Here is a 26,043-nt window from a genome sequence, read left to right as displayed (position 1 = left end):
ACCCGTGGCGGGGGCAGTGAATCCCCGGCGGCGCGCTCAACCACAGGACGGCGAGCAGGCCTGGAAAACGGCAAGGGCAAGGGCGCAGAGCTGCGCCCAAAAAAATAACGAAAATAAAACTATGATTATTTTCGAGCTTCACCCATAATTCGACGCAGCGATATTCAAGTCATGTAGTTTGTTTGTTGGTGTATCCGATTTTTCGATCGAATTCCCCCAAGTCATACCTTGCTGTCTTGATACTCGCCCCATTCAGGGGGCTTTCCCCATTCTCAGGAGATTCAAGACATGGCAACAGGTACTGTTAAGTGGTTCAACGATTCCAAGGGCTTTGGCTTCATTACACCGGAAGCGGGCGGTGATGACCTTTTCGCCCACTTCTCGGCGATCCAAGGTTCGGGTTTCAAGACCCTCGCGGAAGGCCAGCGCGTCAGCTTTGACGTGACGACCGGTCCCAAGGGTCTGCAGGCGTCGAACATCCGCGCCGCCGACTAAGCTGCACCGCGACCACGCGCTTCAAGCGCAGGTCGTCTCAAGGCCCGACGAGAGTCGGGCCTTTTGCTTTTTGGCCCCCGAAGAACGCAGTGCATTCTGGCGCTGCGCGCTGGGCCGTCCGATCAGCCCTATCGAACACGGAGAGCTCAATGCCCCAGCTGATACAACGAACCGAACTCAAGACCTTCTACTACACGCCGGTCCACTGCCCGTTCTGCGGCGTGCGCGTCATGGGCGCCGACCCGAGCGACGAGACCCGCATCACCGCCTGCCCGCACACGCTGTTCATCGCCCACGATACGGCGTTCGAATACCGGTCAGCGCGCCTCGACAAGAATCTCCAGCTTGACGGGATGTCGGACAAGCAGGTCGAGGCCAGGTGGCAAGGCAACGAGCGCGGCATCGATGGCTTCACCGATACGATCAGTCTGCCCGATGCGATCAAGGTCGCAGCCTATGCGCCCGCGCCTTCTGCCTACGGCTCTTACTATGGCTTTGCGCCGATCGAATAGGGCGCTCGGACGGGTCCCCCTCCTTCCCCGACCTGCTCCCGTTCTGGAAGTGAAGGAGCCCGGGTCGGCCGTCTTCAATCCAGGCGCTCGATGATCGGCCAGCCGCATGCTTCGGCGTGGGCGCGCAGGCCAGGGTCGGGACGCACCACGATCGGTGCGTCGACCCATTCGAGCAACGGCAGGTCGCTGCGCGAATCGGAATAGAACACGCGCCGGCGGAAGCGGGCGGCGGGGGGATCGACAGCACGCCCTCGCAACCAGGCCTCCACGCGCTCGACCTTGGTGGCGCCGTGGCATAGCGGGCCGGTGTACTCCCCGGTGAAGCGGCCGTTCTCGAAGACCGGCTGGCTGCCGAGCAGATGCGCGATGCCGAAGGCGCGCGCAAACGGGCGCGCGACGATCTCGTTGGTGGTGGTCACTATGCAGCACAGGTCGCCGGCCTGCTGGTGGCGCGCCACCAGGCTGCAGCTGGCGGCCGGCAGTTCCGCGCGGATCGCCGCCTCGAAGCGCGCCTGCAGCGCGGGCACATCCTCCGGCGCGATCGCAAGCAGGTGTTGCGCGGCGAAGCGCTGCAGGGCCTCGATGCTCGTGCGGCCCGCGACATAGCCGCGGCAGACATCAAGGTAGGCCTCGTCGGTACCCGGCGCAAGCACACCCTCGCCCACCATGAAGCGTGCCCAGCGCAGCCCGCTATCGAAAGGGATCAGCGTGAAATCCAGGTCGAACAGCGCGAGCGCGTCAGCCACGGCTGCCGGGGGCAATTTCGGTCGTCGTTTGCCAGAACTGCTCCGTCTCGCCCGGCGCCAGCCGCGCCTCCAGCACGCCGCGCAGTGCATTGGTGAGCACGATGCGTTCGGCGCGAAACAGATCCTCCACCCGCAGCGCCTGCTCGCGCGCCGACCACTCGACATCGCCCAGCACTGCGGCGCGCATCGTGCCCGGCAGCACGCCACGGCCAACCGGCGGCGTCAGCCATTCGCCGTCGATGCGCACAAAAACATTGCTGCGCCCGCCTTCGGTCAGCCAGCCGTCGGAGTCGAAGAACAGCGTGTCGAACGCGCCCCTCGCCTGCGCCGCACGGATGCCGGCGTCGTAGCGGCTGCGTAGCGTGGTCTTGTGCGCGAAAAGGCCGTGCGGGTCGTCGAGCGGCGCAGGCGCGAGCAGCACCTCGACCGGCCCGGACGGCAAGGGTTCGAGCGGGGCCACCACGATCTCGAAACGGCCATCCTTGTGCAGCGCCAGCCGCATCCGCGTCGGCACGCCAGGGGCGAGGCCGGCGACCTGCTGGCGCAGCGCAGCGACGAGCTCGGCGCGCGGGCACGCGAAACCCAGCGCTGCCGCGCTCGCTGCCAGGCGGGCGAGATGGCGCTCGATCTGGCGGATGCCGTCCGCGCGCGTGGCGTACATGGTCTCGAACAGGCTGAAACCCGGGTCCAGCCCGGTCAGGAAGCGCGCCTTGAGCGCGCACTCCTCGAATTCTTCCTCCGCACGGCTATCGATGACGATGCCCGCGCCCACGCCCATGCGGCCATCGCAGCCGGCGCTGTGTGCGCTTTGGGCGCTGTGGGCACAGGGGGCGCGCTGCTGCAGGGTCAGCGTGCGGATCGTCACCGACAGGCAGAAGTCGCCGCAGGTCTGGTCCGGGCGTGCAGGTGGGTCGATCCAGCCGATGCTGCCGGTGTAGAGGCCGCGCGGGGTGTTCTCGAGCTCGGCGATGATCTGCATGGTGCGGTGCTTGGGCGCGCCGGTGATCGAGCCGCAGGGGAAGAGCGCGCGCAGCAGCGTCGGGAAGCCGGTGTCGTCGGGCAGCTCGGCCTCGATGCTCGAGGTCATCTGGAACACGGTCGGGTAGGCCTCGACCGAGAACAGCGCCGGCACGCGCACGCTGCCGGTGCGGGCGATGCGGCCGAGATCGTTGCGCAGCAGGTCGACGATCATCAGGTTTTCGGCGCGGTTCTTGGTGTCGCCGGCGAGCATGCGCGCGATCTCGCTGTCGCCCTCGGCCTCGCGCGCACGCGGGGCGGTGCCCTTCATCGGCCGCGCCGACAGGCGTCCGCCCGCATTGCGCAGGAAGAGCTCCGGTGAGCACGACAGCACGTAATCCGGCCCGTCCGTGCCCGGCGGCAGCGCGATGAAGGCGCCGAAGGCCACCGCCTGGCGCGCGCGCAGCCGACGGTACAGGCTCACCGGCGCGCCGAAGGTTCGGAAGTCGAGCCGGTAGGTGTAATTGACCTGGTAGGTCTCGCCCTCGCCGATCGCGGCGTGGATGCGCGCGATCGCGTCGCAGAAGGCGGCGTGGTCCACCGAGGGGCGGATGTCGAGCACGCCGGCCGCGGCAGGCGCATTCCCGTCCATGCCGTCGCCGCCGGTCTCGTCGCGCTCGCGCGCCGCCAGCCAGCCATCGACGGCGTCGGCGCTGAGCGGCTGCATGTGTCCGAACATCAGCACGCGCAAGCAGCCCTCATGCTCGGGAGCGAGGCGCTCGTGACCGGCGTGCAGCAGGCGCGCACCCCACTCGTAGTCGGCCAGCACCACCGCATGCAGGCCGGCGCGCAGGTCGCGGTCGGCCGCGGCCCACACCGCATCCAGCGTGGCGGGGTCGTCGCAGCGGTGCTCGCGCACGAAGCCGGTGTACAGCCGGCTGGTGGGCGCAGCGGCGGTGGCGTGGCAGTCGTCGAGCAGGGCGAAGCAGGTCATAGCGAGCGTCTCAGCTCCAGTCGTCCATGTCGTGCTTGATGCTGTGGCGGTTGGCGATCAGCTCGTCGAAGCCGGGCTCGTTGTTGAGCGCGCGCTTGATGGCGAGCTTGGTGGCCTCGTAGTTGGTGCGGTACATGTCATTCTTGTCGAGGTTGGGGGCCTTGGCGCAGCGCGGGTCGATCCACACCAGGCTGATGATGCACAGCTCGTCGGCCACGTCGCGCGGGATGATGCCCTCGATCACACAGTCGAGCACCGCGTCGGCGGTGGCCGACTGCACCACGCCGCCGAAGAGCTCTATGTTGGCCGAGTCCTTCAACGTGACCTTGGGCACGGTAATCGTGACCGGGCGCACCATCTGGTTGCAGGCGCGGATCGCGAACATCGCGGTGTGGCCCTTGCTCTGCGCCATCATGTTGGCGAAGGCCTGGCCGACCGGGCCGTCGGTGCGCCCGATCAGGATCTCGGGCATGGCGTCGGTGAATTGGCCTTCGGTGGCGAGGACGGTGGCTTCGCCGGCATGGAAAACGTAGTTCTTGCTCATGAAATCTCCGTGGATTGGATCGTGCAAATCAGTCCGCTCGGGGCAGAAGCCACTCGCCTTTTCCGTCCGCCGCCAGGTCGCCCACCAGGCGGCGCGGCGCGCGTGCAGGCAGGCCAGCAAAAGGGCCGCCATGATAAGCGAGGCTGCGGCGCAGCAATGTCCAGAAAACAACGATATCGTGATGCGTTGCGACGAAGGTCGGCGGCACCACGGGCTGCGGACCGGCGAACACCAGCGTGCCGCGGCGCATGCCGTAGCCGCAGTGCGCGCCCACCCGGCCGGCGACCGCGATCGTGCCGGCGACCATGCGCGAGGCGAGGAAATCCCCCGCATCGCCATGCAGCACCACGGTGCCGCGCCGCATGCGGTCGCCGCAGCGCGCGCCGGCCTTGCCGCGCACGATGAGCGTGCCGCCGCGCATGCCGTCCATGCTGCCGGGCAGCACGCCGGCGGCGAAGTCACCGACGTCTCCGGCGATCTCGATCAAGCCGCCCGCCATCTCGCAGCCGGCGAGCTGGCGGGCGCTGCCCTGCACGCGGATCTCCCCCGCGCGCATCGACAGGCCCAGGCGGTCGCCCACCGCGCCATCGACGCGTAGCACACCGCCGTCCAGGCCGTGGCCGATGGCGTCGAAACGCGACAGATCGCCCTCGAGGCGAAGCTCCGTGCTCGGCCCGCCATCGCCCAGCGCCACGATGGCGAACAGCTCACCAAGCGTCAGCACCGCATTGCCATGGCGCACCTCGACGCGTGCGACCTCGTCCGCCGTCATCGCCGCCAGCCGCGCCGGCAGCACGCCGCCGAAATCGACGCGAAAATCGGGTTGCGCCTTCAGGCGCAGGCACCAGCCTGGTGTCGCGCTCATGCCGCGCCCTCCCCGATCAGCTTGTGCAGATGGAAGTGGAAGGGTCCGAGCTTGCCGCCGTAGTTACCAGCGGAAATGCGCTTGACCCCGGCCGCGCCGCCGCGCGCGACGATGGCGGCGATGCCGGCGCGCATGGACGCGGCAACGTCCGCCTCGGTCAGGCCGTCGATGACGATCTCCATCACGCAGCGCGTGTCGGCGTCGAGCTCGCTGTGCTTCGCCAGCGGCGTCAGCGCCGGGCAGAAGGCGTCGTTGGTCGAGGCCATCAGCGCGGGGTACTTGCTGCCCACCTTGGAGCCGGAGCGCACCACCCCGCCCGGGAACGGCATGATCGTGCCCCTCACCGCGCGCATCGCCTCCACCGCAGCCTCGGCGCCGGCGAGCGCGGCGTCGGTGTCGCGCCCCAGCAGCAGCAGGTTGCCTCCGCCGACCGCCTTCACCAGCGCGGTCGTCTCCTGAGCGACGAACTCGCCGTCCATCACCGGCACCCGCCAGTAGCGTTTGCCGTCGATCATCTTGGAGATCTGCCAGCCGTCCCCGAAGAAGCGCAAATTCCTGCCGAGCGCGATCGCCTCGCCTTCATCCAGACCGGCGTAGATCGCGGTGGTCGGGCAGGTCAGCACGCACTGGCCGACGCGGCGCTCGAGCTGCTTGGCGAGCTCCTTGCCGGACATCGAGAACAGCAGCACCGACACGCCCGGCCGGCCGTCCGGCGTCTCGTCCGCGCCCAGCATGCGCTCGATGCCGGCCTCGCAGCCGCAGGCGATCACCGAGGTGGCGAAGCCGGTCATGGAAACCGCCGCGTTACGGGCCCAGGTCTCGTTGTGGGCGGTGATCAGCACCCGCGTCGCCTTCATCGGGAAGGCCTCGGCGAAGGTGTCGTCGATCATCACACCGTTCACCGTCGCGCTGTTGCCGGGCATTGTTGTCATCGCGCTTGTCGTCTGCTGCGCCGGGCTGCTCATAGCGCCCTCCCGCGTCCGTGGACCTTGCACGCCAGCAGCGCACCGCCGTTGCTGCACGAGCACAGCTCGTCGGTGCCGATCTTCATGTGGCGATAGCTGATGCTGGCGTGACGGTCGGCATACGCCTCGACCGTCTTCTCGATCGCCGGGTCGTAGTCGGTCTCGACGAAGTGCGTGCCACCCACCGGCACCGCCTCGATGCGGCCCTTGCGCGCAACGAGCCGCCCATCCTTGAACACGTATTCCGGGGTGGCGAACATCGCCTCGCGGTCGGCCTCCTCGCGATACACCGCGATGTCGGCCGCGGCGCCGACGCCGAGCTGGCCGCGATCGGTGAGCCCGAGCAGGCGCGCCGGCGCGGCGCGGGTCATGATCGCGATCTCGTACAGCGAGAGTTCACGGCGGATCTCGCGCAGGTCGGCCATCGCCGCCACGTCCGGATGCAGGCGCGCGAGCTGTTCGTCTCGGAAGCGCTTGTCCATCAGCAACTTGATCAGGTGCGGGTAGCTGGTGAAGGGCCCGCCGTTGGGGTGGTCGGTGGTCAGCACCACGCGCCAGGGGTCGTCCATCAGCAGGAAGATCTCCAGCCCGATCGCCCATTGCAGCGCATTCACATAGCTCTGCTCGCGATAGCGGAAAGGCACCACGCCGCAGCCGGCATCGCACTCGATGTCGCCGCCGACGTACTTGCGCGGGCTGCCGAGGTCGGCGTTGGCGAACTGGCGCATGGTGTCGCCCGAAGCCGTAACCGTCTGCCCGAAGATGATCTGGCCGACGTCGATACTGACGTTGGGTGCCGCATTGACGCGCTCGACCAGCTGGCGCGCCGCCGAGGAAAACTTCTTCGGCCCTTCCCTGCCGTAGCTGTGGAACTGGATGTGGGTGAGGTGCCCGGGCAAGCCCTCGAGGGCGTCGATGGTGGCGAGCGTGGAGTCGATGTTGCCCGCCACGCCGAGGTTGCTGGCGTGGATGTGCAGCGGGTGCGGCACGCCGAGCTCGGACAGCGCACGCGCCAGGCTGTGCACCACCTTGCGCGGCGTCACCTGCCAATGCACGTGATCCTCGTCGACGTCGAGCTTGCGTTGGTTGAACTTGAAGGCCGAGATGCCGCCGGGGTTCACCACCTTGACGCCCATCGCCTTGCTGGCGCCGATCGACCAGCCCACGTAGTCGCGGATGCGCTGCGGGTCTTCGCCGCGCGCCAGCATCTCGAGGAAGATCTCCTCGTTACCCAGCATCACGTAGGCGCCGTGGTCGAGGATCGGCGTGTCGCCCATCTCCATGTGCGCCTGGCGCGCGTTGGCGGCCAGCATGGCCGGTTCGAAGGCGGCGGTGTAGCCCATCTGCGCGTAGCGGTAGCCGGTTTCCAGCGTGCCGGGGGTGCAGCAGCCGTTGGAGGCCAGTTCCAGCAGCGAGTCGCGCGGGCGGTTCAGGCGGTGGTCCTCGGGCAGCATCATGCGCGCCAGGTTCACCTTGCCGCCGCCGATGTGGGTGTGCAGGTCGATGCCGCCGGCCATCACCACGCAACCGGCGAGGTCGTATTCGGTGTCGACCTTGTCCTGCGGATGCAGGGCGACGATGCGGCCGTCGCGGATGCAGATGTCGCGGATCTCGCCGTCGACGCCGTTGGCGGGGTCGTAGACGCGCCCGCCCTTGAGCCGGATCGTCGTCATTGCGCGCCCTCCTTCGCCGCGGCGCCGCTCGTCAGGCGCGCAACCAGCGCCCGCGCCACCTCGGCCACGGTGGGCAGGCCGTCGTCGCGCACCGCGTAGAGCGGCAGCGACACCACGTTGTCCGAACGCAGCAGGTGGCCGTCGGCGTTGATGCCCGGCGTCGCCACCGGGATGAAGACGGTGCCGGGCTGCGCGCACGCCTTTGCCAGCGCCGGATGACCGAGCACGACGCACGGCAGCGCGGTCTGCGGTGGCGGCAGATCGGGCGTGAAGCTCGCCACCCACAGCAGCAGATCCACCGCATGCTCGTCGAGCAGGCGTGCGCTGGCGTACTGGAGCGGGTCGTGATCCACGCCCTGCGGCCCGACGCGCGAGCGCAGCGGCAGGCCGGAGAGCCAGCTCATCGCGCCGTTGGCGGTCTGCGCGCCGTCGTTGCCGCCGAGTGTGAACGCGCCGGCGCGGGTCTTGCGGTTCAGGTTCATCAGCAGGCGCAGCAGGGTCTCGCCGACCAGCGCACCGTGCGGTGGCAGGCGGGCGGGTTCCCAGACGAGCACGCAGTAGCGGGCGCTGCGCATGGCGTCAGCCAGGGCGGCCAGCGCGCCATCGGGGTCGGGGATGCGCCGGCCATCGACCAGCGCCGCCAGCATCGCCACCGTGTCGAAGATGTCGCCAGCCGGGCGCACGGACTCCACCGCGCTCGCCCAGGGAATCTCTGCCGCCGTCGGCGCGCCTTCACCGGCGCCGAGGAACACCACCCTGCACGCCGAGTCCTGCCCCGCGGGCGGCGCACAGCGGCGGAAGAACTCGGGAAAGTTCGACACCGCGTCGGTGCCGATGCACACGATCAGGTCGGCACGGTTGCGGATCTCTGCCAGCGTGGTGAACATCTGCCCGCGGTCCTGAAGCATGCGCAGCGCGGGCATCATCGCCTCGCCATGGGCGTGGTCAAGGATGGCGCCGCCGACGTTGGCCAGCTGGTAGAGCGCGCGCATGCCCTGCACGTCGGTCGCCAGCCCGCCGAACAGCGGCAGGTGCGCTGCCGCCAGGCGGTCGGCGGCGGCATCGAGCGCGGCCTCGAGGCTCGCACTCGCACCATCGACGCACGGCGTGACACGCCCCAGGCCATCGAAGGCGGCGAGTCCTGCGCACGCACGCGGGCAGTCGCTGCCGATCAGTTCCAGCGCTGGCCCTGCACGCACGGAAAAGCCGTCACACAACAGGCTGCAGAATGGGCAGGTCCAGCTCGCCGGCTGCGCAGTTGCACCGGACACGGACGCGGTGGGATTCGTTTCTGTCGTCGTACTCATGCGCACGCTCCATGCAAGCGATATGCCAAGTCGAGCCTGCAGGCACATGCCAGCCCCCGGGCGAGGTCGCTGCCCGGGGCCCTGCCGCGCTGCCACCCGGTGGCGTTCAACTCTGGCACAACGCCGCCGCACTGTGGCGGCCGACTGTGTCACAACTGAGCAGGCTTGGAAGTTCGCTCTGCCCATGGCAAACGGCGAACCCGGGCGCTGCGGAAGCACGATCCGGGTCGTCGGAAACGCAGGTTGCCTGGGTCGCAGCGCTCCGTCATCAAGATGGATGGCGGCGGAGAAATCTCGCCGGACGCCAGTGGCAGGTTACGCATCGAGGTCCGGTCGGCAGTCTCGCTTTGGGCTCGGGCAAGTCATCGGCCTCAGCTGCCGGAGGCTTGATGGCGCAGTCAGGCCGCAATGTGCTGGTCACCTGCCGTTCGAGCATCAGGCGACGGTGAACAGCGGCTTCTCCCTTCTGCCAACTGGAGCTACCGACCCTGACCTGCCTGATGATGTTTGCACGGTCGAAGTCGGCTTTCGGATCATCAAGCGGCCGGATGCTTCTTCAGGCTGACCACCCCACCTCTGCTGATGCTCTCGATCAGCGCTCCCCGGTCGCTTGCCCTGGATGTGCTCCCTTTCCGACACTGGCTATCTACCGACTTGCAGCATTTCAAGCAACACTCTCAGTTGCCCGCTTGGATCCCCTGACCACACCAGTTGCGTTCGGTTAGTTCGGATCGCTTTCGGCAGAGCGTGTCGCTGAACGGATGTGCCCATGACTGCATGGTCGAGGACACTCGTCGGCATGATGGCAACACCCGTTCCGGCTGCCACACAGGCCACGATGGCGTGGTAGGAGCCGAGGTCGAGGAATCGACTCGGCGTGACGCCCGCTGCAGAGAACCAGTCGGCCAGCAGACGCCGGTATGAGCAGCCATGCGGGAAGGCCACGACGGAGTTGTCGGCGAGATCCTGTGGGCTGCTGATGTCAGGACTGCCTTGTGCGGTGATGAGAACCAACTCTTCCTCGAAAGCGACGACCGAAGAAAGGCTAGCCCGATCGAATGGCTCGGATACGAAGGCTGCCTCGATCTGGTGATTGTCGAGCTGGCGAAGCAGCGCCCCGGTCGTTCCAGTCTGAAGTTCCACGTGTGTCTCGGGGTGCGCCGCGTGGTAACGCGAGAGGATGACGGGCAGGCGCACGCTGGCAGCACTCTCCAGCGCCCCCAGGCGCAGGCAGCCACGTTTGACCCCATGACAGAGCTCCTGCTCGGCCTCGTCGGCGAGTCTCAACAGACGCTCGGCGTGCCCGAGCAATAGGCGACCTGCATCGGTCAGCGCCACGTTCCGCCCCTGTCGGCGAAAAAGCGGCGTCCCCAGTCGCGCCTCGAACTGCTTGATGCGGGTTGTGACGTTGGAGGGCACCCGGTTGAGCTGCGCTGCCGCACGCAGCACACCGCCCTCGAGGGCTACACACCGGAAGATGTGCAGATCTTCGAGGTTAATTATTCTCATAACGTGAACGTTTTTCTCTTTAAATTCACTTTTCGATTCTAGCCCACGGGAGTCTAATCTCGCCATGGATACACGCTCTTCATCATCGCTCCAGCCCGGATCGGTCGTCTTGATCGGCCTCGTCGCACTGGCCATTGCAATGGGTATCGGTCGGTTCGCGTTCACTCCGATGATGCCGCTGATGGTGCGGGATGGCAGCCTGGACGCCGTGACGGGGACGGAATGGGCGACCGCGAACTACGTCGGTTACCTCCTCGGCGCAATCAGCGCGTCGTGGTTTGCGCGCAGTCCCCGGCATGGCCTGCAGATCGGGCTGGTCGGTGTTGCCGCGACGACCCTCGCGATGGCTTGGGGCAACGTTGCGTTGCCGTGGCTGGGCATGGTCCTCCAGGGTAGCGCGGGTATCTTCAGCGCCTGGGTGCTGGTATGCGCCAGTAGCTGGTGCCTGCCCGAACTGGCGCGTCGCAACTCGGCGGCCTTGGGGGGATGGATCTACACGGGGGTGGGGCTGGGGATCGCGGCAACCGGTGTCATGACATGGCTGGGCGGCACCCAGGCAGCCGTGGTGCTGTGGGTGGAGCTCGGGTTACTGGCCATTGCCGGAGCGCTGTACGTCATGTGGCATCTGCCGAGGCATTCCGCCGCGTCGGCCCCTTCCGCCTGCGCTGACGTCCGAAGGCGCCCTGCGCCGTCGGTCAGAAGCGGAAATATTGGTGTGGTGCTCTGCTACAGCGCCTTCGGCTTCGGCTACATCGTTCCCGCGACCTTCCTGCCCACGATGGCGAGGCAACTGGTGTCCGATCCGCTCGTGTTCGGGCTCACCTGGCCGATCTTCGGTACGGCGGCGGCATTCTCCGTCGCCTTTGCCGCGCACAGGCTGCATGGCTGGTCGCGCAGAAAGGTCTGGGCGATCGCACAGGGCGTGATGGCGGTGGGCACCCTGCTACCGCTGCTGCAGCCCGCCTTGTGGGTGCTGGCGGCCTCTGCGGTTCTGGTGGGCGGCACCTTCATGGTCGCCACCATGGCGGGTCTTCAACTGGCGCGTGAGCGCATGCCTGCGAACCCGACGCCGCTGCTGGCCCGCATGACCGCCGGTTTTGCAGCGGGACAAATCGCCGGCCCGCTGCTCGTACGCCTGATCGGTGACACGCGCGTTGCCGGATGGGACGCGCTGAGCCTGGCCAGCGCAGCAGCCAGCCTGCTTCTGGCAACCACCTCCATCTGGCTCTGGCGTGATGGCGTTGCCTCTGCGCCGAAACAGCAACGATCGTAAAAGGACATGGATCATGTCGTTACTAGAACTTCTTGGCATCGAACTTCCGATCATCCAGGCGCCGCTGGCCGGCGTGCAGGACAGCGCGCTGACGATTGCCGTCTCCAACGCCGGCGGCCTGGGTTCCCTCCCGTGTGCGATGCTCTCCAAGGACGCCTTGCGCAAGGAACTCGATACCCTGCGCGCACGGACGACTCGCCCGTTCAACCTCAACTTCTTCAGCCATCGCCCTCCCGAGCCTGACGAGTTCAAGACCCGAGCGTGGCACGCGCTGTTTGCAGGCTACTACGCCGAATTCGGGATGGACCCCGCCGACGTTCCAGCCGGTCCTGCGCGGATGCCGTTCAACCACGAGATGGCGGACCTTGTTTGCGCCTATCGGCCGGCCGTGGTGAGCTTCCATTTCGGACTGCCCGCTCCGGAATTGCTGACCCGGGTTCGCGCGGACGGGGCCAAGATCCTTTCCTCGGCAACGACCGTTGAGGAGGCGCTTTGGCTGGAAGCACAGGGTGTCGATGCGATCATCGCGCAAGGTGCCGAGGCGGGCGGGCACCGTGGAATGTTTCTCACGGAAGACGTCGATACCCAGGTGGGCACCTTCGCGCTGGTGCCACAGATTGTTCGTGCAGTCAGGCTCCCGGTCATCGCCGCTGGAGGCATTGCCGACGCGCGAGGCGTCCGGGCCGCAATGGACTTGGGTGCCACTGGCGCGCAGGTGGGTACGGCTTACATGCTGTGTCCGGAGGCGACAACCAGCGCGATTCATCGCGCTGCGCTGAAGAGCGACTCGGCCCGAGTCACCGCGCTGACGAACGTCTTCACCGGCAGGCCTGCGCGGGGCATCGTAAATCGCCTGATGCGAGAGCTCGGCCCGATGAACCCGCAGGCGCCGGAATTCCCAATGGCTGCATCGACATCGTTTCCGTTGCGGGCCAAAGCGGAAAGCTTGGGGAGCGGCGACTTCTCTCCGCTGTGGGCCGGCCAGAATGTCTCGGGTTGCAAAGAGATGGCTGCCGGCGAGTTGACCCGAGCGCTGGCGCTTCTGGCCTGAGAGCCGTGCTCGCTCGAGAGGTAGGCTGCCACCCAATGAGACTCGCGCCGCAAGCGCACGTGAGCGGCATCTGCCTTGCCGCTCTCCGGTACACCGCCCTGGCTAGAGAGATGGGGAAACGACAGGTTTTTGATCGGCAACCTGTCGTTGGAGGTTGAGGCGCTGGCGTTGCGTGTGCGCCTGCTCCTGGCCGATTGTGCCCTCTCGGCATCGCCACCGTAAGCGGCCGCCCGCTGGTCATAGACGCTCGGCGGGCGGCTACTCCAGCGTCAGATCTCGATCTGCTCAGAGATCTCCAGCGTGTCATCCACCTCAATGCCCAAGTACCGCACTGTCGACTCGAGCTTGGAATGCCCCAGCAGGAGCTGAACAGCCCGCAGGTTCTTCGTGCGCTTGTAGACCAGTGTCGCCTTCGTGCGCCGCATCGAGTGCGTACCGTAGGCGGACGGATCGAGGCCGGCCACCACCACCCAGTACTCGACGATCCGCGCGTAATGCCGGGTGGAGACGTGCGGGGAGTCGTGCAGCCGGCTCGGAAAGAGGAAGTCTTCCGACCTCAGTCCGGCCTTCGCGATCCAGGCGGCCACGGCCGTGCGCGTCGGCTCGGTCAGTTCGAACTGCACGGGCCGCTGAGTCTTCCGCTGCAAGACCATGGCGCGTGAGAGCACCTGGTTTCCATGCGCCACGTCACGCACCCGCAGGCTGACGAGGTCACAGCCTCTGAGCTTGCTGTCGATCGCGAGGTTGAACATGGCGAGGTCGCGCACCGCGTGCGCGTTCTGCAGATGGATACGGATGGCCCAGATGTCTTTGGGTTTGAGCGGCGCCTTCTGGCCAACCAGCTTTCCCTTGTTCCAGGCTTCCCGATGTTCGCGGGTTTCCATGATCGGCTCCTTGCTGTTGATCGGAGCCTGATTCTTGAACTCGTGGTGGCAGGCGGCTATCGGGGAAGGCACCCTCCGCGTACGACTAAGCGCGAGGACTGGTGATCTTGACCAGCAGCGGCCAGATGAGCGCCTGCGCTACATCGGCAGATTGCAACGCATGGCGCTTACCGCGCGCCCTCAGTGGCTTGGCCAGTTCCAGATCGCGGGAACATCCCGGGCGTGGTGGAGGACGCGCGCAACGGTGATCCCATCGTCCTCAACGAAATAAAACAGGATGTAGGGCGTCGACGTCGGCCAACTGCGCAGGCCGACCGCCAGTTCGTCCCGAGCCCGGCCCATTTTCGGCTGCAAGAGCAGTGTTCGCGAATCGTTTCGGATCTGATCGAGTAGCCGGTCGGCGGCCTCGACGCTGTCCTCGGCGATGAACAGCCAAGCCTCAAGCAAATCGTTTTCCGCACTGGCGGAATGTCGAACCTTGCTCACGCCGTCGCTACGCCGGCCGCCGAGCTGCCAGTGTTGCCCGGCCGCGTTGCTTGATTTCGTTGATGTCGAGCTCGCGCACCCGGCCCGCCTCGATGTCGGCGACGCCTTGGGCGATGTCGGCTTTCAGGCTGGCCAGGTTCGCCGCCTGCACGCCCTGGTAGGCCTCGAACAATCGCAATGCTTCGCGGATGACTTCACTCGCAGAGCTATAGAGGCCAGATTCGACGTGCTGCCGCACCCGGTTTTCCAGCTCTGGTGGTAAGGAGACGTTGAGGGACATGGCGTACTCCAGGCGATGTCAAGTAATGGCATAGTTTGCCACTAAACCGACTGCCTGTGCGCTTGGCAGCGCGTTCGCGCCGCCTCGACGATCCACGCTTTGTTGGACTAGCGGTGCGGGAATCTACCCTGTGCGTACGAACATGTACCGAAGCCCTTCCAGGGCAGAAGTCCCAGTTCGCGGGATGGCAAGTGAGCGACAGATTTCTGCAGCATTGCCGCTGCACTGGCAGCGGCTGGCGAATGGGCGCTGAGGCCGAAGAGCACTCGGCCAACTCCCATTCGTTACGCCTGCTCCACTCACACACCCGCCGCTGGCCCGCCGAGACGATAGACGCCTCGCAGGGGCGCTGCCATCGTTTAAGTCCGACCACGAACGCCCCTATCTCGCAGCAACACGTCACCATGACTCCTCCGGGCCGATCGGCAGCGACCTATCCACCACCGCAAGCTGGCACGATTCCTGTATCACCCGCCGGGGTGTTGCACACCGATACGCCCGTCGTGCAGTGCCGAGGCCACCAACCAGGCGTTCGCGCCCGACGCGGCGGCGCGCTCCAGATCGGTCTCGTCGCGGATGCCACCGGCGCCAATCAATTGCACGTCCGGCCGCAGGGCCTGCACGTTGCGCAGGGTGTCGAGGTCGGGCCCCGCGTCTGCGCCGACGCGGTCGAGCGTCATCACGATCACCCGATCGGGCCACCATTCGGGATGCGCGTGACAATCGGCCGCATCGAGCAGGCTCCCCTGGCGGCGGTCGAGTGACAGAATGCAGTGCGCGCGGTGGGCTTCGAGGCAGCGGCGCGCAGTGGGGGCGTCGGGCAGCGACTCGCTGGCGACGATCGGGGTGACGCGATCGCCGTGCCTGCCGAGGCGCTGGCGGAAGGCTTCGATCGACTCGCCGTCGCGAAAGCCGCCGTCGACCCACAACTGCACCGCGGGAAGGCGTTCGAGCAGCGCGGCCAGGATGTCGAACTGCAAGGCGCCGCCCATCAGCGCATCGAGGTCGGCAATGTAAAGGGTATCGCTCGCTGCGCGCGCCAGCAGGCGGGGGGCGAGATCGAGCGGCGCGCTCGATTCACACAGGGACGACCGGATCGGCCGGTAGGCGCTGCGCTCGCCACGCACGCCGCGGACGACCTGGCCGGCCATCAGGTCGATGACGGGAATGAGCTGCATGACAGGGACTCGACGGATTCTGGTGCTCGAATTTATCAGCGCGGGGGGGCTGGGAGAAGCCGCGCCTACCGAGCCGGCGACCGCCGCGGGCGAACCCCTGCTCGCCCAGGGCGTGCGCATGCGCGATGCGCTGCTGGGCGAATTGAGCGCCCTGGCCGGCCTGCAGATCGGCGTCGCCGACGCCGGCCTGGCGCCGCTGCCCGAGCATCGGCCCATGCACGCAGGCGCTGCGGCCGCGCAGCGCCTGGCCACCGCCGGCGTCGACGATCTTGCCGTCTGGTTGCGCGCGCAGCAGACGGCGTTCGACCTCGTGTGGGTGATCGCGCCCGAGACGGACGACTGCCTGCTCACGCTCTGTGAAGCAGTGGCGCCTGCACGCTGGATCGGCTGCAGCGCCGACGCGATCCGGGTCTCGTCCAGCAAGACGCGCACCCGCGAGCGCCTCGCCGCGCACGGCATCCCCACCCCGCAAGCGTGGGCGCCGGGCCTGGCGGCGCCCGTGCAGCCGGGACGCTGGGTGCTCAAGCCCGATGACGGCGCCGGCAGCGAACACACCCGCGTGTTCGCCGACTTCGCCGCCGCACGTGCGGCCCTGGCCTCGGCCAACGCGCCTGACGGTTCTGGTGAAGCGCAGCCTGACGACGGTATGCCCGCCCGGTGGACGCTCGAAGCCTGGGTCGAAGGCGACGCGCTGAGCCTGTCGCTGCTGTGTGCCGCCGGACGCGCCGAGGTGCTGAGCGTCAACCGCCAGCGCCTGACGGTGGCAGCCGACGGTCAGCTCGGCTATGCCGGCGTCGACACCGGGGTCGAGCCCGTCACGCCGGCGCTGCGCGACCTCGCCGGGCGCTGCGCCGCCGCCGTGCCCGGGCTGGCCGGCTTCGTCGGCCTCGACCTCGTCCGGCAGCCCGACGGCCGGCTGTGCATCATCGAGATCAACCCGCGCCTGACCTGCGCCTACGCCGGACTCGCCGCCCCGCCGCCGGGCGCCGGCACGCCACTCGGCACCTCCCGGCGCGAACGAAACCTCGCGGCCAACATCATTTCCGCCCACGACGCCGCACTTGCCAACCCAGCCACCGAAACCGCCGATGCGCCCAGCGAACATGCCTGAAACCCCCGCCCCCAACGCAGCACCCTCGGCCGCCCCCACGGCCGCCCCGACGAAGGACGCGGCCAGAACACCCCACCCGCTCATCGGCTGGGACGTGGGCGGCGCCCACGTCAAGGCCAGCCTGCTCGAAGGCGGAACGGTCACCGCCATCGCGCAGTGGGCCACCCCGCTGTGGACCGGACTCGAACACCTGGACGCGGCGATCGAGGCCGCTCGCGCACGCTGGCCCGCTTTCGCCCACGCCCGCCACGCGGTGACGATGACCGCCGAGATGACCGACCTCTTCCCCGACCGCGAGGCCGGCGTGTGCGCGCTGTGCGACCACCTCGCCGACCGCCTCGGCGCTGCGACCCGCTTCTACGCCGGCGAGGCTGGCTGGTTGGACGCATCCGCGGCCGCCGCCCAGTGGCCGGCGGTCGCCTCCGCCAACTGGCTCGCCACCGCCAGCCTGGTCGCGCAGCGCCTGCCCGACGCCGTGCTGATCGACATCGGCAGCACCACCACCGACCTGATCCCGATCCGCGCCTGCCGCCCGATCCCGATCGGCCGCAGCGACGCCACCCGGCTGGCGAGCGGCGAGCTGGTGTACCTCGGCGTGGTGCGCAGCCCGCTGTGCGCGCTCGCCCGGCGCATCCGCTTTCGCGGCACCGCTTACAACGTCATGAACGAATTTTTCGCCACCACGGCCGACGTGTTCCGCCTCACCGGCGAGCTCGACCCCGCGCACGATCACTACCCGCCCGCCGACGGCGGCGCGCGCGACGAGGCCGGCAGCCGGCTGCGCCTGGCGCGCATGATCGGCCACGACGCGCGCGATGCCGGTGCCGACGACTGGCGCGAGTTTGCGCTGCGCTGGCGGGCGCACATGCTGGCCGAGATCCGCCGCAACCTCGTCCGCGTGATCCGACGGGCCGGACTGCCCGCCTCCGCGCCCTTCGTCAGCGCCGGCTGCGGCGCCTTCCTGGTGCGCGAACTGGCCAATACGCTCGGCCACCCCTGGGTCGGTTTCGATGCGCTCGCCGCGGTCGCGCCCGACTGCGCCGACTGGGCGCGGGTGTGCGCGCCGAGCGTGGCCGTCGCCGAGCTTGCCGCCCATCCGGTCTCGGGCTCGCCATGCAGATCGTGAAACTCGGCGGCAGCCTGCTGCACGACCCGCTGCTGCCGGCGTGGCTGAGCCGCCTCGCCGCCCAGGCTGCCGGGCAGACCGTGATCGTGCCCGGTGGCGGTCCCTTCGCCGACGCGGCCCGCGCGGTGCAGAAGGAATGGCGGGCCAATGACGTCTGCGCCCACAACATGGCGGTGCTCGGCATGGCCCAGTCCGCGCATCTGCTGCACGGGCTGGAGCCGCGGCTCGCGCTGGCCGACTCCGACGCCAGCCTGCGTGCCTGCCTCGACGCGGGCCGCGCAGCGATCTGGCTGCCGCTGTCCCTGCAACGCGCTGCGCCCGACGCGCTCACCACCTGGGACGTGACCAGCGACAGCCTGGCCGCCTGGCTCGCCCTGCGCCTGGGCGCCCGCAGCGTGGTGCTCGTCAAATCCTGCCCCGTGCCGCCACAGGCCACCCCCGACGCGCTCGCCACCGCCGGCATCGTCGACCGCGCCTTCCCCGGCTACGCGGCGCAGTGCGCGCGGGCCGGCATCAACTGCGACGTGGTGACGCGCGCCGGGCTCGAGCGGCTGATTAAGTGAGCCATGAGGGGGTGCCGGCTCGTGGGAGATCGCCCGCGAAGGTCGCCGCTGAGCCGCTGCTTTTGCGGGCAAGCCCGCTCCCCCCAGGTGCCTGCCTCCTCAGGTGCCTGCCTCCTCAGGCGCTTGATTCCTCAGGTGCTTGCCTCCCCCCGAACTTGCGCTCACGGGGGCTCGCGCCTTCAGCGATCTCCGCCGCAGCACGGTGGTCCGATGCTCAGCGCGGGCTGGCTGCCTCGGGCAGCGGCCCGACCAGGGTCTCGACCTTCATGATCTCCTCGCTGCCCTCGCCCGCCGGCACGGGCGCGCCGCGCGGGTCGCGGCCGCGCCGGCCGTCGAACACCAGCCCGCGGCGCGCGCCGCCTTCACCGACGATCAGCGGCCGCCAGCCATCGACCTGGGCGAACCCGAGGCGCACCGGCCCCGGGGCGTCGGCCAGCGTGCCGGTCAGACGCGGACGCCCGGCGCGGTCCTGGGTGAGGACATGGATCGAGCAGCGCTGCCCGCGCTCGGCCTCGGGCCGGCACAAACGCAGGATCAGCTCGTCGACGGCATCGGCGTCGAGGTCGCCGCGCCAGGAGGCGATGCTCGTGGCCGCGGCAGACTCGTCCCCGAGCCGGGCGCGGTTGAAATCCTTTCCCGCAGAGGCACCGCCCTCACGCTGCGCGTGTAGCCCACCCTCGCGCTGCGCGCGCAGAACTTCCTCACGCTGCGCACCCAGCACCAGCTCGACCCCGGCACGCTCGAAGGCCAGCCGCCGCTCGGCGTCCTCATCGACCACCGTCTCGCGCACGGGCGCGCCGGCGAGCACGCGCTCGAGCGAGCGGAAGAAGGCCACCGCGTGCACCATCTGGTTGCGATGGCGATGCGCGAAGGCAGGCAGCACGCCTTCGACCGGGGACACGCGCAACTGCATGATGCCGACCACCTGCCATTCGCCGTCCGGCTGGCGCTCGAGCACCGGACCGCCCGACATGCCGGCTTCGAAGGCGCAATCCACCGCGATCAGTCCGGTCACCGGCCCAGCATCGCGCGCACGGCAGCCCTCCTCCACCGCCACGCCGGCTCGGTTCCATCCCGCGTACGGGAAGCTGATCGTCATCAGCGGCCCACGCGGCAGATAGTCACCACCACTGGGGCGTAGATGGGGCAGATAACCGTATTCGCGCCCCAGGCAGTCTTCCAGCTCGAGGATCGCCCAGTCGCCGGTCATGCCGCGCACGGCGAGCGGATGGTAATTGCCGAAGTCGACCACGCGCGCGACGCTGCGGCTGCGAAAGAGCCCGGGCTTCACCGGATCGGGGCCGATGTGGAAACTCAACGCCTGCCCGGTGCGCGGCCCGCCGGCGAGTTCGTTGCCGGTGATGGCCTGCGCATCGCGGAAGAAGGCGGAATGGAAGGCGGTCATGACGTGGCACTCGCCGACCAGGAATGCGGTGCCGACCTGGCGGCGGCCATTGACCAGCAGCCCGACCGAGCGCAGGAGCGATTGGTCGGCGGGGCGGTATTCGCGGCGGTCGGCGACGAAGATGTTGGCGGCCGCGCCGCCGGCCAGGCTCAGCGCCAGCAGCAGGCCGAGCACGCGGCACGCACGCGCGACCGATGAGCCGGAATTGCGCCGCACGGCCATCGTCGGCTCACACGGCGAGCACTTCCGCCGCCGGTGTCGCGAACGCCTGCGGCGCGCCTTTCGCGATCGCGAGCGCCGTAACCTCGGCTGCAGCGCCTGCGTCTGCGGCTCCCTCGGCACCGGCGCCTTCGGCCGCAGTGCGCGCGGCAACTGTGCCGATCGCCGCGCGCAGCGCCATGAGCCGCGCCGGGTCGAGCCGGCCCTCGCGGCGGCCGTCGCACACCGCGCTGCGAAAACCCGCAAAGTCCGGCCCCAGGCGCGCCAGTTGCGCCAGGTCGGTCAGGCGCAGCGCGCCCGCCAGCCCCACCCTGTGCCCGGCAGCGTGCGCGCGCTCGATGAAGGCCGCGAGCGGGTCCACCCCGAGCAGCTCGAGCAGGCTGCCCGCGCGCTTGGCCTGGGTGTCGGCCATCACCGCGGCGAAGGCTGGCGCGCAGGCAGCCTCGATCACGGCGGCGTCCAGGCCGTCGTCGGCGATCAGCACCGGCACGATCGCCAGCGGCAGCGCGGCCAGCGCAGCCAGCACGGCGCACGCGGCCGCGCCGCGCCCGGGCACGCCGACCTTGACCAGGTCAACGCCGCAGGCGCCCACCATCCTGGCGCGCTCGAGGATGAGCTCGAGCGCATCCGGCGGCAGGTCGCCAATCGTGGCGCTGATCATCGGGACATGCGCCTGGGCGGCATCCAGTTCAGAGTCGCCCGCCCGCAGCGCCGCCACCACCTCGCGGATCACCGGCAGCGCGAGTCCGCCGAGCGCGCCCGCCGACGGTTCCTTGAGATCGATGAAATCCACGCCGGCGCGCATGGCCTCCTGCGCCTCGGCGACATCGCGCACACTCACCAGCATGCGCATGTCAGCCGACCTCCGGCGCGCGCGCGTGGAACGCCTGCACCGCCGCGTACAACCAGTCCCAGGCCTCCTGCTCGCGCGGGCCGGCGGTCTTGTCGATGGCGATCTGCAGGTAGTCCATCTCGCTCTCGACCTTCTCGCGCGGCAGCATGCCGAGCCGGCTCACCAGCACCGCGCCTTCAATCACCGCCGCCTGCGCACGGTTGAAGCCGGTAAAGGCGCCGATCGCACCCTCGCGCCCACGGCGCATGCGCAGGGTCGGACGCAGCGCGTCGTCGTGGTCGCCGGTGAGCGTAAGTTCGACCCAGGTGAGCACATCCTGCAGGCGACAGCCGTTGAAGCCCTCGAGCGCCACCGTCGGCCAGTCTCTGCGGCCGGTGACGCAGCCGGCGAACACGCGCACGTCGGTGGTGAGGTTGAGCACCGCGCAGCGAGTAGCGAGGATGTTGTCCAGCGTCTTCGAGGGCTTGAACGGCATGAGGACGACCACGGCTTCGGCGCCCTCGCCTTCGTAGCGCACGCCCATGGGGGCGAGGTGCACCTCGCCGGTGGGCGACAGGGTGCTGACCACGGTTTCAAAAATCATTCTTCGGACCTCTGCGGGACGGGTTCGGGCCGCTCGGCGGGCGGTCGCTTCTTCTTGGTGGCGCCGGGGGCGCAATAGGCGAGCATGTCCTGCGCCGCGCGCTCGGTGGCGCAGCCCCAGGCCAGCGGCTGGTCCTGCGCGTAGCGCTTGCCGAGCGACCAGGCGATCTCGGCGCGGGCGAGCTCGACGCCCATGTAGAAGGCGTGGCCGCCGTCGTGCTCCAGGCCCAGGCGCGGCCACAGCGCGAAGGGGTCGGCGCCGACGTGGTGGCCGTCGCGGTTATAGACGTGCAGGCCATGCGGCGAGATCTGCACGCGAAAGTTGGGATCGCGCACCGCGGCGGCGGTCTCGGCGATCTCGGCGGGCGAGTCCGGAAAAGGTTGCTTGTCGTGCACCGTCATCAGCTCGTCGCTCAGGCCCTTGGGCAGGCTGGCGGATTCGCGCGCGGCGAACATGATGCGGCGCGCGACGTCGGCCTCGCGCACCGCACGCCGGGCGTGGCCGCTGACCTCGGTGGTGAGCACGGCTGCCACGCGCAGTTCGGCGGCGATGCCGAACAGCACGGCGTTGATGCCGCTGGTGTCGGCCTCGGTAAGCTCGGTGACATTGCCCACGCCCATCATGATCGCCACCTCCGGGTGGCGCTCGCGCAGGCGCTGGTAGCGGCACAGCGAGGCGAGCAGGCCGAAGGGGATGGGGTCGAGGATGGCATCGGCGAGGAAGGGCCGGCCCAGGCGCTGCATGTGCAGAATCGCCTCGTCCAGCGAGGCCTCGTCGGCCGGTTCGCGCGGGATCAGCACCGGTGTGGCGGCCACCTCGTCGGCGATCCACAGGCTGTCGGCGGTCAGGCTCAGCAGGTAGTCGGCGCCGGCACGCCCGCCGCGCAGCAGCTCCTGCGGGTTGAGCGAATCCACCGACACCATCAGGCCCTCGGCCTTGAGCGCGCCGACGCAGTCTTCCAGGTGCGGGAAGGGCGTTGCCGGCAGGCAGCCGATGTCGATCACGTCGGCGCCGCACGCACGCAGCTCGCGGGCACGCGCGACGACGGCGGCGACGTCCAGGCGCGGCGCATCGACGATCTCCGCGAAGATCCGCGTCTCGTAGCGCGACAGGTCGACCGCCCTGGCCGCACGGTTGAAGTGGCGCGGCAGATCCTTCAGCTCTTCCGGCCCGCGCTCGACCGGCACGCCATAGTGCGCGGTGAGCGCGTCGAGGTCGCCGCGGCAGCGCCCAGGGACCATCACGCGGTCGAAACCGTGCACGGCCGCGGGCTCGAGGCGGCGGTGGATCATGTCGGCGGTCATCAGCCCGGCCACCTGCAGCCCGAGCTCGCGCACCGTCCACTCGAAGGGCGGCGGCTCCATGCCGGCGAGCACCTTCTCGAGGTTGTGCTGCGCAAGGCGGCCGGTCAGGAAGAGGATGCGTTCCATGTCAGCCCAAGCTCGTCCAGACGGCGCTGCAGGTGTGCTTCGAGTTCATCCGGCGACTCGACCACCTCGCAGAAATCAATGCGGCGCAGGCGCTCGACGTTCTCGAGTTCGATGTTGCGCGGCTTCAGCTCAACCCACTCGCGCGGGCTCTTGGTGACGACCACCGGCTTCATGTCGCAGGCGAGCACGATGCCGGGAATCTCGAGCTTGCCCGCCTGCGCGAAGATGTTGGTCGGCAGCGTGTCCGAGATGCCGAAGGCGCATTTGGCCACGGTGTTGCTGGTCGCAGGTGCCACGATCACGGTGTGATAGACGTCGTCGTAGAGCATGCCCACCGGCACCGAGCTCGCGGTCTTGTCGCGGAACACCCGGCAGCGCTCGCGCAGCGCGGCGATGCGGTAGTCGTAGAGCGGCAGCACCTCTTCGGCGGCGGCGGACAGGAAGAGGTCGATGGCGGGCAGGCGCAGCGCCAGCTCGATGCATTCGACGAGGTAGTGCCCCGAGCCGGTGAGCGCCCACGCAAAGCGGCTGCGCCGGCTCATGTCGCCCGCCGTGCCGCCGGTCGGGAACACCGCATCTTCCTCGAAGGCGCTGCGGGCCTCGCCGCCACCGGCCACGCCCTGCTCCTGCCATTGCTTGCTGTGCAAAATAGACCGACCTTTTCAATCCCGAGTAAAGTTGCGCGCGTTCCCCGAGGGGGCACGCGCAATAACTGGCAGCAACTAGCGTGCCCACGACGGCACACCGAGGCCGATTATAAGCACCGCCCCTGCGGCTGGGGCCGCTCCAAGCAAGCGGCCACCGAGACGGCCCATGAGGCGGCCCGCGAGGCGGACCGCGAGGTTGGCACTTGCTGTGGGAGCGGGGACGAGTCGACGTTTTGCCGCAGCATCACAACTGGCGCGCTTTTCGCTTACGAACGGTATTTCACGGCAGCCCATGCAGCTAACGCGAACCACATCGACGGAGACTTCGACTTGATCCCCCAACCCATTCCGCTGCTCGACCCCAACTCCCCGATGCCGGGCCACGCCCCCGCCCATGCAGCCGACCCCCAGGCGCTCGACATCATCTTCATCGACGGCTTCGTCGGCGAGACGGTGATCGGCATCCACCACGACGAGTTGCATGACACCCAGCCGCTGCGCATCGACCTCGCCGCCGGCCTGCCGCGCAGCCTGGCGTGTGACACCGACCACATCGGCGACACGATCGACTACAGCGTGGTGCACAGCGCGCTGCACGAGATGCTGACCGGGCATTCCTACCGCCTGCTCGAGGCCTTTGCCGAAGGCGTCGCCGCGCTGCTGCTCGAGCGCTTCGGCGCGCACTGGGTGCGGGTGCGGGTGACCAAGCCGGGCAAGTTCAACGATGTCGATGGGGTGGGCGTGATGATCGAGCGCCGCCGCCGTCCAGCGCCGTCTTCGCCACCCGCGAGCCCGCGTCATACCGCCGAGGTACTGAGCCTGCTCGGCGCCGGCATGGTGCCGGGCGATCGTCGCTGAGCGCGGCAGCACCGCTGCGCGCCCGCCCGCATCGCTGTCGGGCACGCACCAACAAAAAGGCCGAAGCGCGCGCTCCGGCCTTTTTGCATCGCGACGGAGAGATCAGTTGGGCGCGAAGGGATGCGAAGCCGACGACTTCTTGGCCACGACCTCGGCCGCAGTGGGCTCTCCGTTCACCGCGCGCTTGATGGATTCGCGGGTGGCCTGATAGTTGTAATCCTGGATCTTCTGGTCGTCCTCAGCCAGCCAGTGGATGAACACGCCGACGCAGATGAAGATGTTGTCGGCCTCGGCGGCCGGGATGGTGCCGTCCTCGACGCTGTCGGCGACCGCCATGGCGACTCCGCGCTGGGCCGGGCCGAACATCTGCACCGCCTGCTTGGCGCCCTTGATCGTGACCTTGTTGAACATCACCGTAGCCGGCTTGCACAACAGATTGGGGGCGACCACGGCCAGCAGGGACGTGAAGCCGTCCTTGTTGTTCGTCAGCGCGGTGGCGAAAGCCGTTTCGGCAGCACTGCCCCGCGGGCCGAGAATGAGGTCGATGTGCGCGACTTCATTACCGTCTCCGACCAGCGATTCCCCTACGAGCATGCGATCGATCTTTGCCATTCTTGTGTCTCCATTCGATGTGTGGTGGTGTGGCCGCCCGGGAGCTGACCAGGTGCCGGAGGGCGGGTGCAGAACCCCGGCATCGTCATCACTGATACAGAAACCGTGCCAGCTTTTTCCGCGTCCGCCTGCTGGGGTCAAAAACCGACTTTGAAAACGAGATTCCCGCCTGCACAGCCCGCCCACACGCTGCCGATGGCGCCTACGGAGCCTGCAGACGCTGGCTGGCTGGCCCCTGATGAGTGTTCAGGCCAAGGTCAAAACCCGATACACCTGATCAAAAATGACACACCTGTGCCAGCGCCCCGGCCGTAGCCATGCCCAGCCTGCGCGCGAGCAGGTCGTCCACCAGCGCCTGCGCGATGTCGAAGCCGGTGACACGCTGCAGCCCGCGCCAGGCCGCCACGCCATTGACCTCGATGACCTGCGCGCCATAAGGGTTGGAGCCGTCCGGCAGCAGATCAACCCCTGCGTAATCCATGCCCAGCGCCTCCGCCGCAGCCTCGGCGAGCGCCGCCAGCCCGGGCTCGAGCATGCACGGCACGCAGCGCGCACCACGCGCCACGTTGCGGATCCAGTGTGTGCTGACGCGCTTCATCACCGCACACGCCCGCCCGCCCACCACCAGCACCCGCCAATCGAAACCCGGCGCGGCAGCACTCTCGGGTTGCGGCACGAAACGCTGCAGATACGCCAACCCGGACACGGTCGACAGCGCCGGCAGCGGCACGAAGTCACCCTCGACCGGCCCCAGCCGCTGCAGCCCCCTGCCCTGCGAACCGAACATCGGATTGAGCACCAGGCTGTGTCCGGCCGCGGCCTCGCGCATCAGGATGCGCCGCGCCTGCGCTTCGTCCTCCAGCGCCCAGGCCGGTGGCGTGGGCACGCCCGCGCGCTGGAGCAGGAAGCTGGTCATG

Annotated in this window: 27 protein-coding genes; 8 read left to right on the top strand and 19 right to left on the bottom strand. The window is 68.7% G+C overall.

Going from position 1 to position 26,043, the window contains the following annotated elements:
• Positions 1 to 288 precede the first annotated feature (288 nt).
• Entirely contained in the window at positions 289 to 495 is a 207-nt protein-coding gene (locus RBT54_RS15950; protein WP_320368049.1) for a cold-shock protein, read from the top strand.
• Between the two features lie 149 nt (positions 496 to 644).
• The gene (locus tag RBT54_RS15945; RefSeq protein WP_320368048.1) at positions 645 to 1,007 is read left to right on the top strand and encodes a hypothetical protein; all 363 of its coding nucleotides are present in this window, start codon (positions 645 to 647) and stop codon (positions 1,005 to 1,007) included.
• 74 nt (positions 1,008 to 1,081) lie between these two features.
• Here the strand turns inward: RBT54_RS15945 and RBT54_RS15940 are convergent, their stop codons facing one another.
• The 8 genes from RBT54_RS15940 to RBT54_RS15905 form a co-directional block, all read right to left on the bottom strand.
• The gene (locus RBT54_RS15940) at positions 1,082 to 1,753 is read right to left on the bottom strand and encodes an HAD-IB family hydrolase (RefSeq protein WP_320368047.1); all 672 of its coding nucleotides are present in this window, start codon (positions 1,751 to 1,753) and stop codon (positions 1,082 to 1,084) included.
• Positions 1,746 to 3,704, bottom strand: a complete 1,959-nt coding sequence (gene pabB / locus RBT54_RS15935; protein WP_320368046.1) for an aminodeoxychorismate synthase component I — start codon at positions 3,702 to 3,704, stop codon at positions 1,746 to 1,748. The genes RBT54_RS15940 and pabB overlap by 8 nt, the downstream gene beginning before the upstream one ends.
• Before the next feature lie 10 nt (positions 3,705 to 3,714).
• Entirely contained in the window at positions 3,715 to 4,248 is a 534-nt protein-coding gene (gene fae, locus RBT54_RS15930; protein WP_320368045.1) for a formaldehyde-activating enzyme, read from the bottom strand.
• A gap of 28 nt (positions 4,249 to 4,276) precedes the next feature.
• Entirely contained in the window at positions 4,277 to 5,113 is an 837-nt protein-coding gene (locus tag RBT54_RS15925; RefSeq protein WP_320368044.1) for a formylmethanofuran dehydrogenase subunit C, read from the bottom strand.
• Positions 5,110 to 6,045 carry a formylmethanofuran--tetrahydromethanopterin N-formyltransferase gene (gene fhcD, locus RBT54_RS15920; RefSeq protein ID WP_320368043.1) on the bottom strand — a complete coding sequence of 312 codons (936 nt, stop codon included), beginning with the start codon at positions 6,043 to 6,045 and terminating at the stop codon, positions 5,110 to 5,112. Before fhcD ends, RBT54_RS15925 begins: the two co-directional genes overlap by 4 nt.
• A 29-nt stretch (positions 6,046 to 6,074) precedes the next feature.
• Positions 6,075 to 7,751: a formylmethanofuran dehydrogenase subunit A gene (locus tag RBT54_RS15915; RefSeq protein WP_320368042.1), complete on the bottom strand. Its 1,677-nt coding sequence runs from the start codon at positions 7,749 to 7,751 to the stop codon at positions 6,075 to 6,077.
• Positions 7,748 to 9,058, bottom strand: a complete 1,311-nt coding sequence (locus RBT54_RS15910) for a formylmethanofuran dehydrogenase (RefSeq protein WP_320368041.1) — start codon at positions 9,056 to 9,058, stop codon at positions 7,748 to 7,750. Before RBT54_RS15910 ends, RBT54_RS15915 begins: the two co-directional genes overlap by 4 nt.
• Before the next feature lie 642 nt (positions 9,059 to 9,700).
• Entirely contained in the window at positions 9,701 to 10,702 is a 1,002-nt protein-coding gene (locus RBT54_RS15905; protein ID WP_320368040.1) for a LysR family transcriptional regulator, read from the bottom strand.
• Here RBT54_RS15905 and RBT54_RS15900 point away from each other — a divergent pair.
• Positions 10,677 to 11,840 carry a YbfB/YjiJ family MFS transporter gene (locus tag RBT54_RS15900; RefSeq protein ID WP_320368039.1) on the top strand — a complete coding sequence of 388 codons (1,164 nt, stop codon included), beginning with the start codon at positions 10,677 to 10,679 and terminating at the stop codon, positions 11,838 to 11,840. The two genes, RBT54_RS15905 and RBT54_RS15900, sit on opposite strands and share 26 nt — an antisense overlap.
• Before the next feature lie 13 nt (positions 11,841 to 11,853).
• Positions 11,854 to 12,891: a nitronate monooxygenase gene (locus RBT54_RS15895; protein ID WP_320368038.1), complete on the top strand. Its 1,038-nt coding sequence runs from the start codon at positions 11,854 to 11,856 to the stop codon at positions 12,889 to 12,891.
• Positions 12,892 to 13,160: 269 nt separating this feature from the next.
• On the opposite strand, the gene RBT54_RS15890 is transcribed toward RBT54_RS15895, so the two are convergent.
• The 4 genes from RBT54_RS15890 to RBT54_RS15875 form a co-directional block, all read right to left on the bottom strand.
• Entirely contained in the window at positions 13,161 to 13,775 is a 615-nt protein-coding gene (locus tag RBT54_RS15890) for a tyrosine-type recombinase/integrase (RefSeq protein WP_320368037.1), read from the bottom strand.
• A gap of 180 nt (positions 13,776 to 13,955) precedes the next feature.
• The gene (locus tag RBT54_RS15885; protein ID WP_320368036.1) at positions 13,956 to 14,261 is read right to left on the bottom strand and encodes a type II toxin-antitoxin system RelE/ParE family toxin; all 306 of its coding nucleotides are present in this window, start codon (positions 14,259 to 14,261) and stop codon (positions 13,956 to 13,958) included.
• Positions 14,262 to 14,268: 7 nt separating this feature from the next.
• Positions 14,269 to 14,541 carry a type II toxin-antitoxin system ParD family antitoxin gene (locus tag RBT54_RS15880; RefSeq protein ID WP_040828871.1) on the bottom strand — a complete coding sequence of 91 codons (273 nt, stop codon included), beginning with the start codon at positions 14,539 to 14,541 and terminating at the stop codon, positions 14,269 to 14,271.
• A 467-nt stretch (positions 14,542 to 15,008) separates the two neighbouring features.
• Complete coding sequence (locus RBT54_RS15875) at positions 15,009 to 15,719, bottom strand: HisA/HisF-related TIM barrel protein (protein WP_320368035.1); 711 nt, start codon at positions 15,717 to 15,719, stop codon at positions 15,009 to 15,011.
• Between RBT54_RS15875 and RBT54_RS15870 the strand changes: the two genes are divergently transcribed.
• The 3 genes from RBT54_RS15870 to RBT54_RS15860 are packed head-to-tail and all read left to right on the top strand — an operon-like array spanning position 15,718 to position 18,519.
• Entirely contained in the window at positions 15,718 to 16,830 is a 1,113-nt protein-coding gene (locus tag RBT54_RS15870; RefSeq protein WP_320368034.1) for an ATP-grasp domain-containing protein, read from the top strand. The genes RBT54_RS15875 and RBT54_RS15870 overlap by 2 nt on opposite strands.
• Complete coding sequence (locus tag RBT54_RS15865; protein ID WP_320368033.1) at positions 16,823 to 17,956, top strand: hydantoinase/oxoprolinase family protein; 1,134 nt, start codon at positions 16,823 to 16,825, stop codon at positions 17,954 to 17,956. Before RBT54_RS15870 ends, RBT54_RS15865 begins: the two co-directional genes overlap by 8 nt.
• Positions 17,944 to 18,519, top strand: coding sequence for a protein kinase (locus RBT54_RS15860; RefSeq protein ID WP_320368032.1), 576 nt, complete (start codon positions 17,944 to 17,946; stop codon positions 18,517 to 18,519). Before RBT54_RS15865 ends, RBT54_RS15860 begins: the two co-directional genes overlap by 13 nt.
• A 214-nt stretch (positions 18,520 to 18,733) precedes the next feature.
• Here the strand turns inward: RBT54_RS15860 and RBT54_RS15855 are convergent, their stop codons facing one another.
• The 5 genes from RBT54_RS15855 to RBT54_RS15835 are packed head-to-tail and all read right to left on the bottom strand — an operon-like array spanning position 18,734 to position 23,656.
• Complete coding sequence (locus RBT54_RS15855; RefSeq protein ID WP_320368031.1) at positions 18,734 to 20,146, bottom strand: hypothetical protein; 1,413 nt, start codon at positions 20,144 to 20,146, stop codon at positions 18,734 to 18,736.
• Positions 20,147 to 20,153: 7 nt separating this feature from the next.
• Complete coding sequence (locus RBT54_RS15850) at positions 20,154 to 20,996, bottom strand: (5-formylfuran-3-yl)methyl phosphate synthase (RefSeq protein ID WP_320368030.1); 843 nt, start codon at positions 20,994 to 20,996, stop codon at positions 20,154 to 20,156.
• A gap of 1 nt (position 20,997) precedes the next feature.
• Positions 20,998 to 21,579, bottom strand: coding sequence for a DUF447 domain-containing protein (locus RBT54_RS15845; RefSeq protein ID WP_320368029.1), 582 nt, complete (start codon positions 21,577 to 21,579; stop codon positions 20,998 to 21,000).
• Positions 21,576 to 23,009, bottom strand: coding sequence for a DUF6513 domain-containing protein (locus RBT54_RS15840; RefSeq protein ID WP_320368028.1), 1,434 nt, complete (start codon positions 23,007 to 23,009; stop codon positions 21,576 to 21,578). Before RBT54_RS15840 ends, RBT54_RS15845 begins: the two co-directional genes overlap by 4 nt.
• Positions 22,988 to 23,656 carry a flavoprotein gene (locus RBT54_RS15835; RefSeq protein WP_320368027.1) on the bottom strand — a complete coding sequence of 223 codons (669 nt, stop codon included), beginning with the start codon at positions 23,654 to 23,656 and terminating at the stop codon, positions 22,988 to 22,990. The genes RBT54_RS15840 and RBT54_RS15835 overlap by 22 nt, the downstream gene beginning before the upstream one ends.
• A 330-nt stretch (positions 23,657 to 23,986) precedes the next feature.
• On the opposite strand from RBT54_RS15835, the gene RBT54_RS15830 reads away from it, so the two are divergent.
• A complete protein-coding gene (locus tag RBT54_RS15830) occupies positions 23,987 to 24,514 on the top strand; it encodes a dihydroneopterin aldolase (protein ID WP_320368026.1) in 528 nt (175 codons plus the stop codon).
• Between the two features lie 102 nt (positions 24,515 to 24,616).
• On the opposite strand, the gene fae (RBT54_RS15825) is transcribed toward RBT54_RS15830, so the two are convergent.
• A complete protein-coding gene (gene fae / locus RBT54_RS15825) occupies positions 24,617 to 25,126 on the bottom strand; it encodes a formaldehyde-activating enzyme (protein ID WP_320368025.1) in 510 nt (169 codons plus the stop codon).
• Between the two features lie 277 nt (positions 25,127 to 25,403).
• The coding region (locus RBT54_RS15820) for a RimK family alpha-L-glutamate ligase (protein WP_320368024.1) at positions 25,404 to 26,043 on the bottom strand (640 nt) is incomplete at its 5' end.

It is taken from the genome of Thauera sp., assembly GCF_034003485.1.
GTDB lineage: Bacteria > Pseudomonadota > Gammaproteobacteria > Burkholderiales > Rhodocyclaceae > Thauera.
The sequence above is the reverse complement of the archived record's forward strand: the minus strand, read 5'-3'. Positions and strand labels throughout refer to the sequence as shown.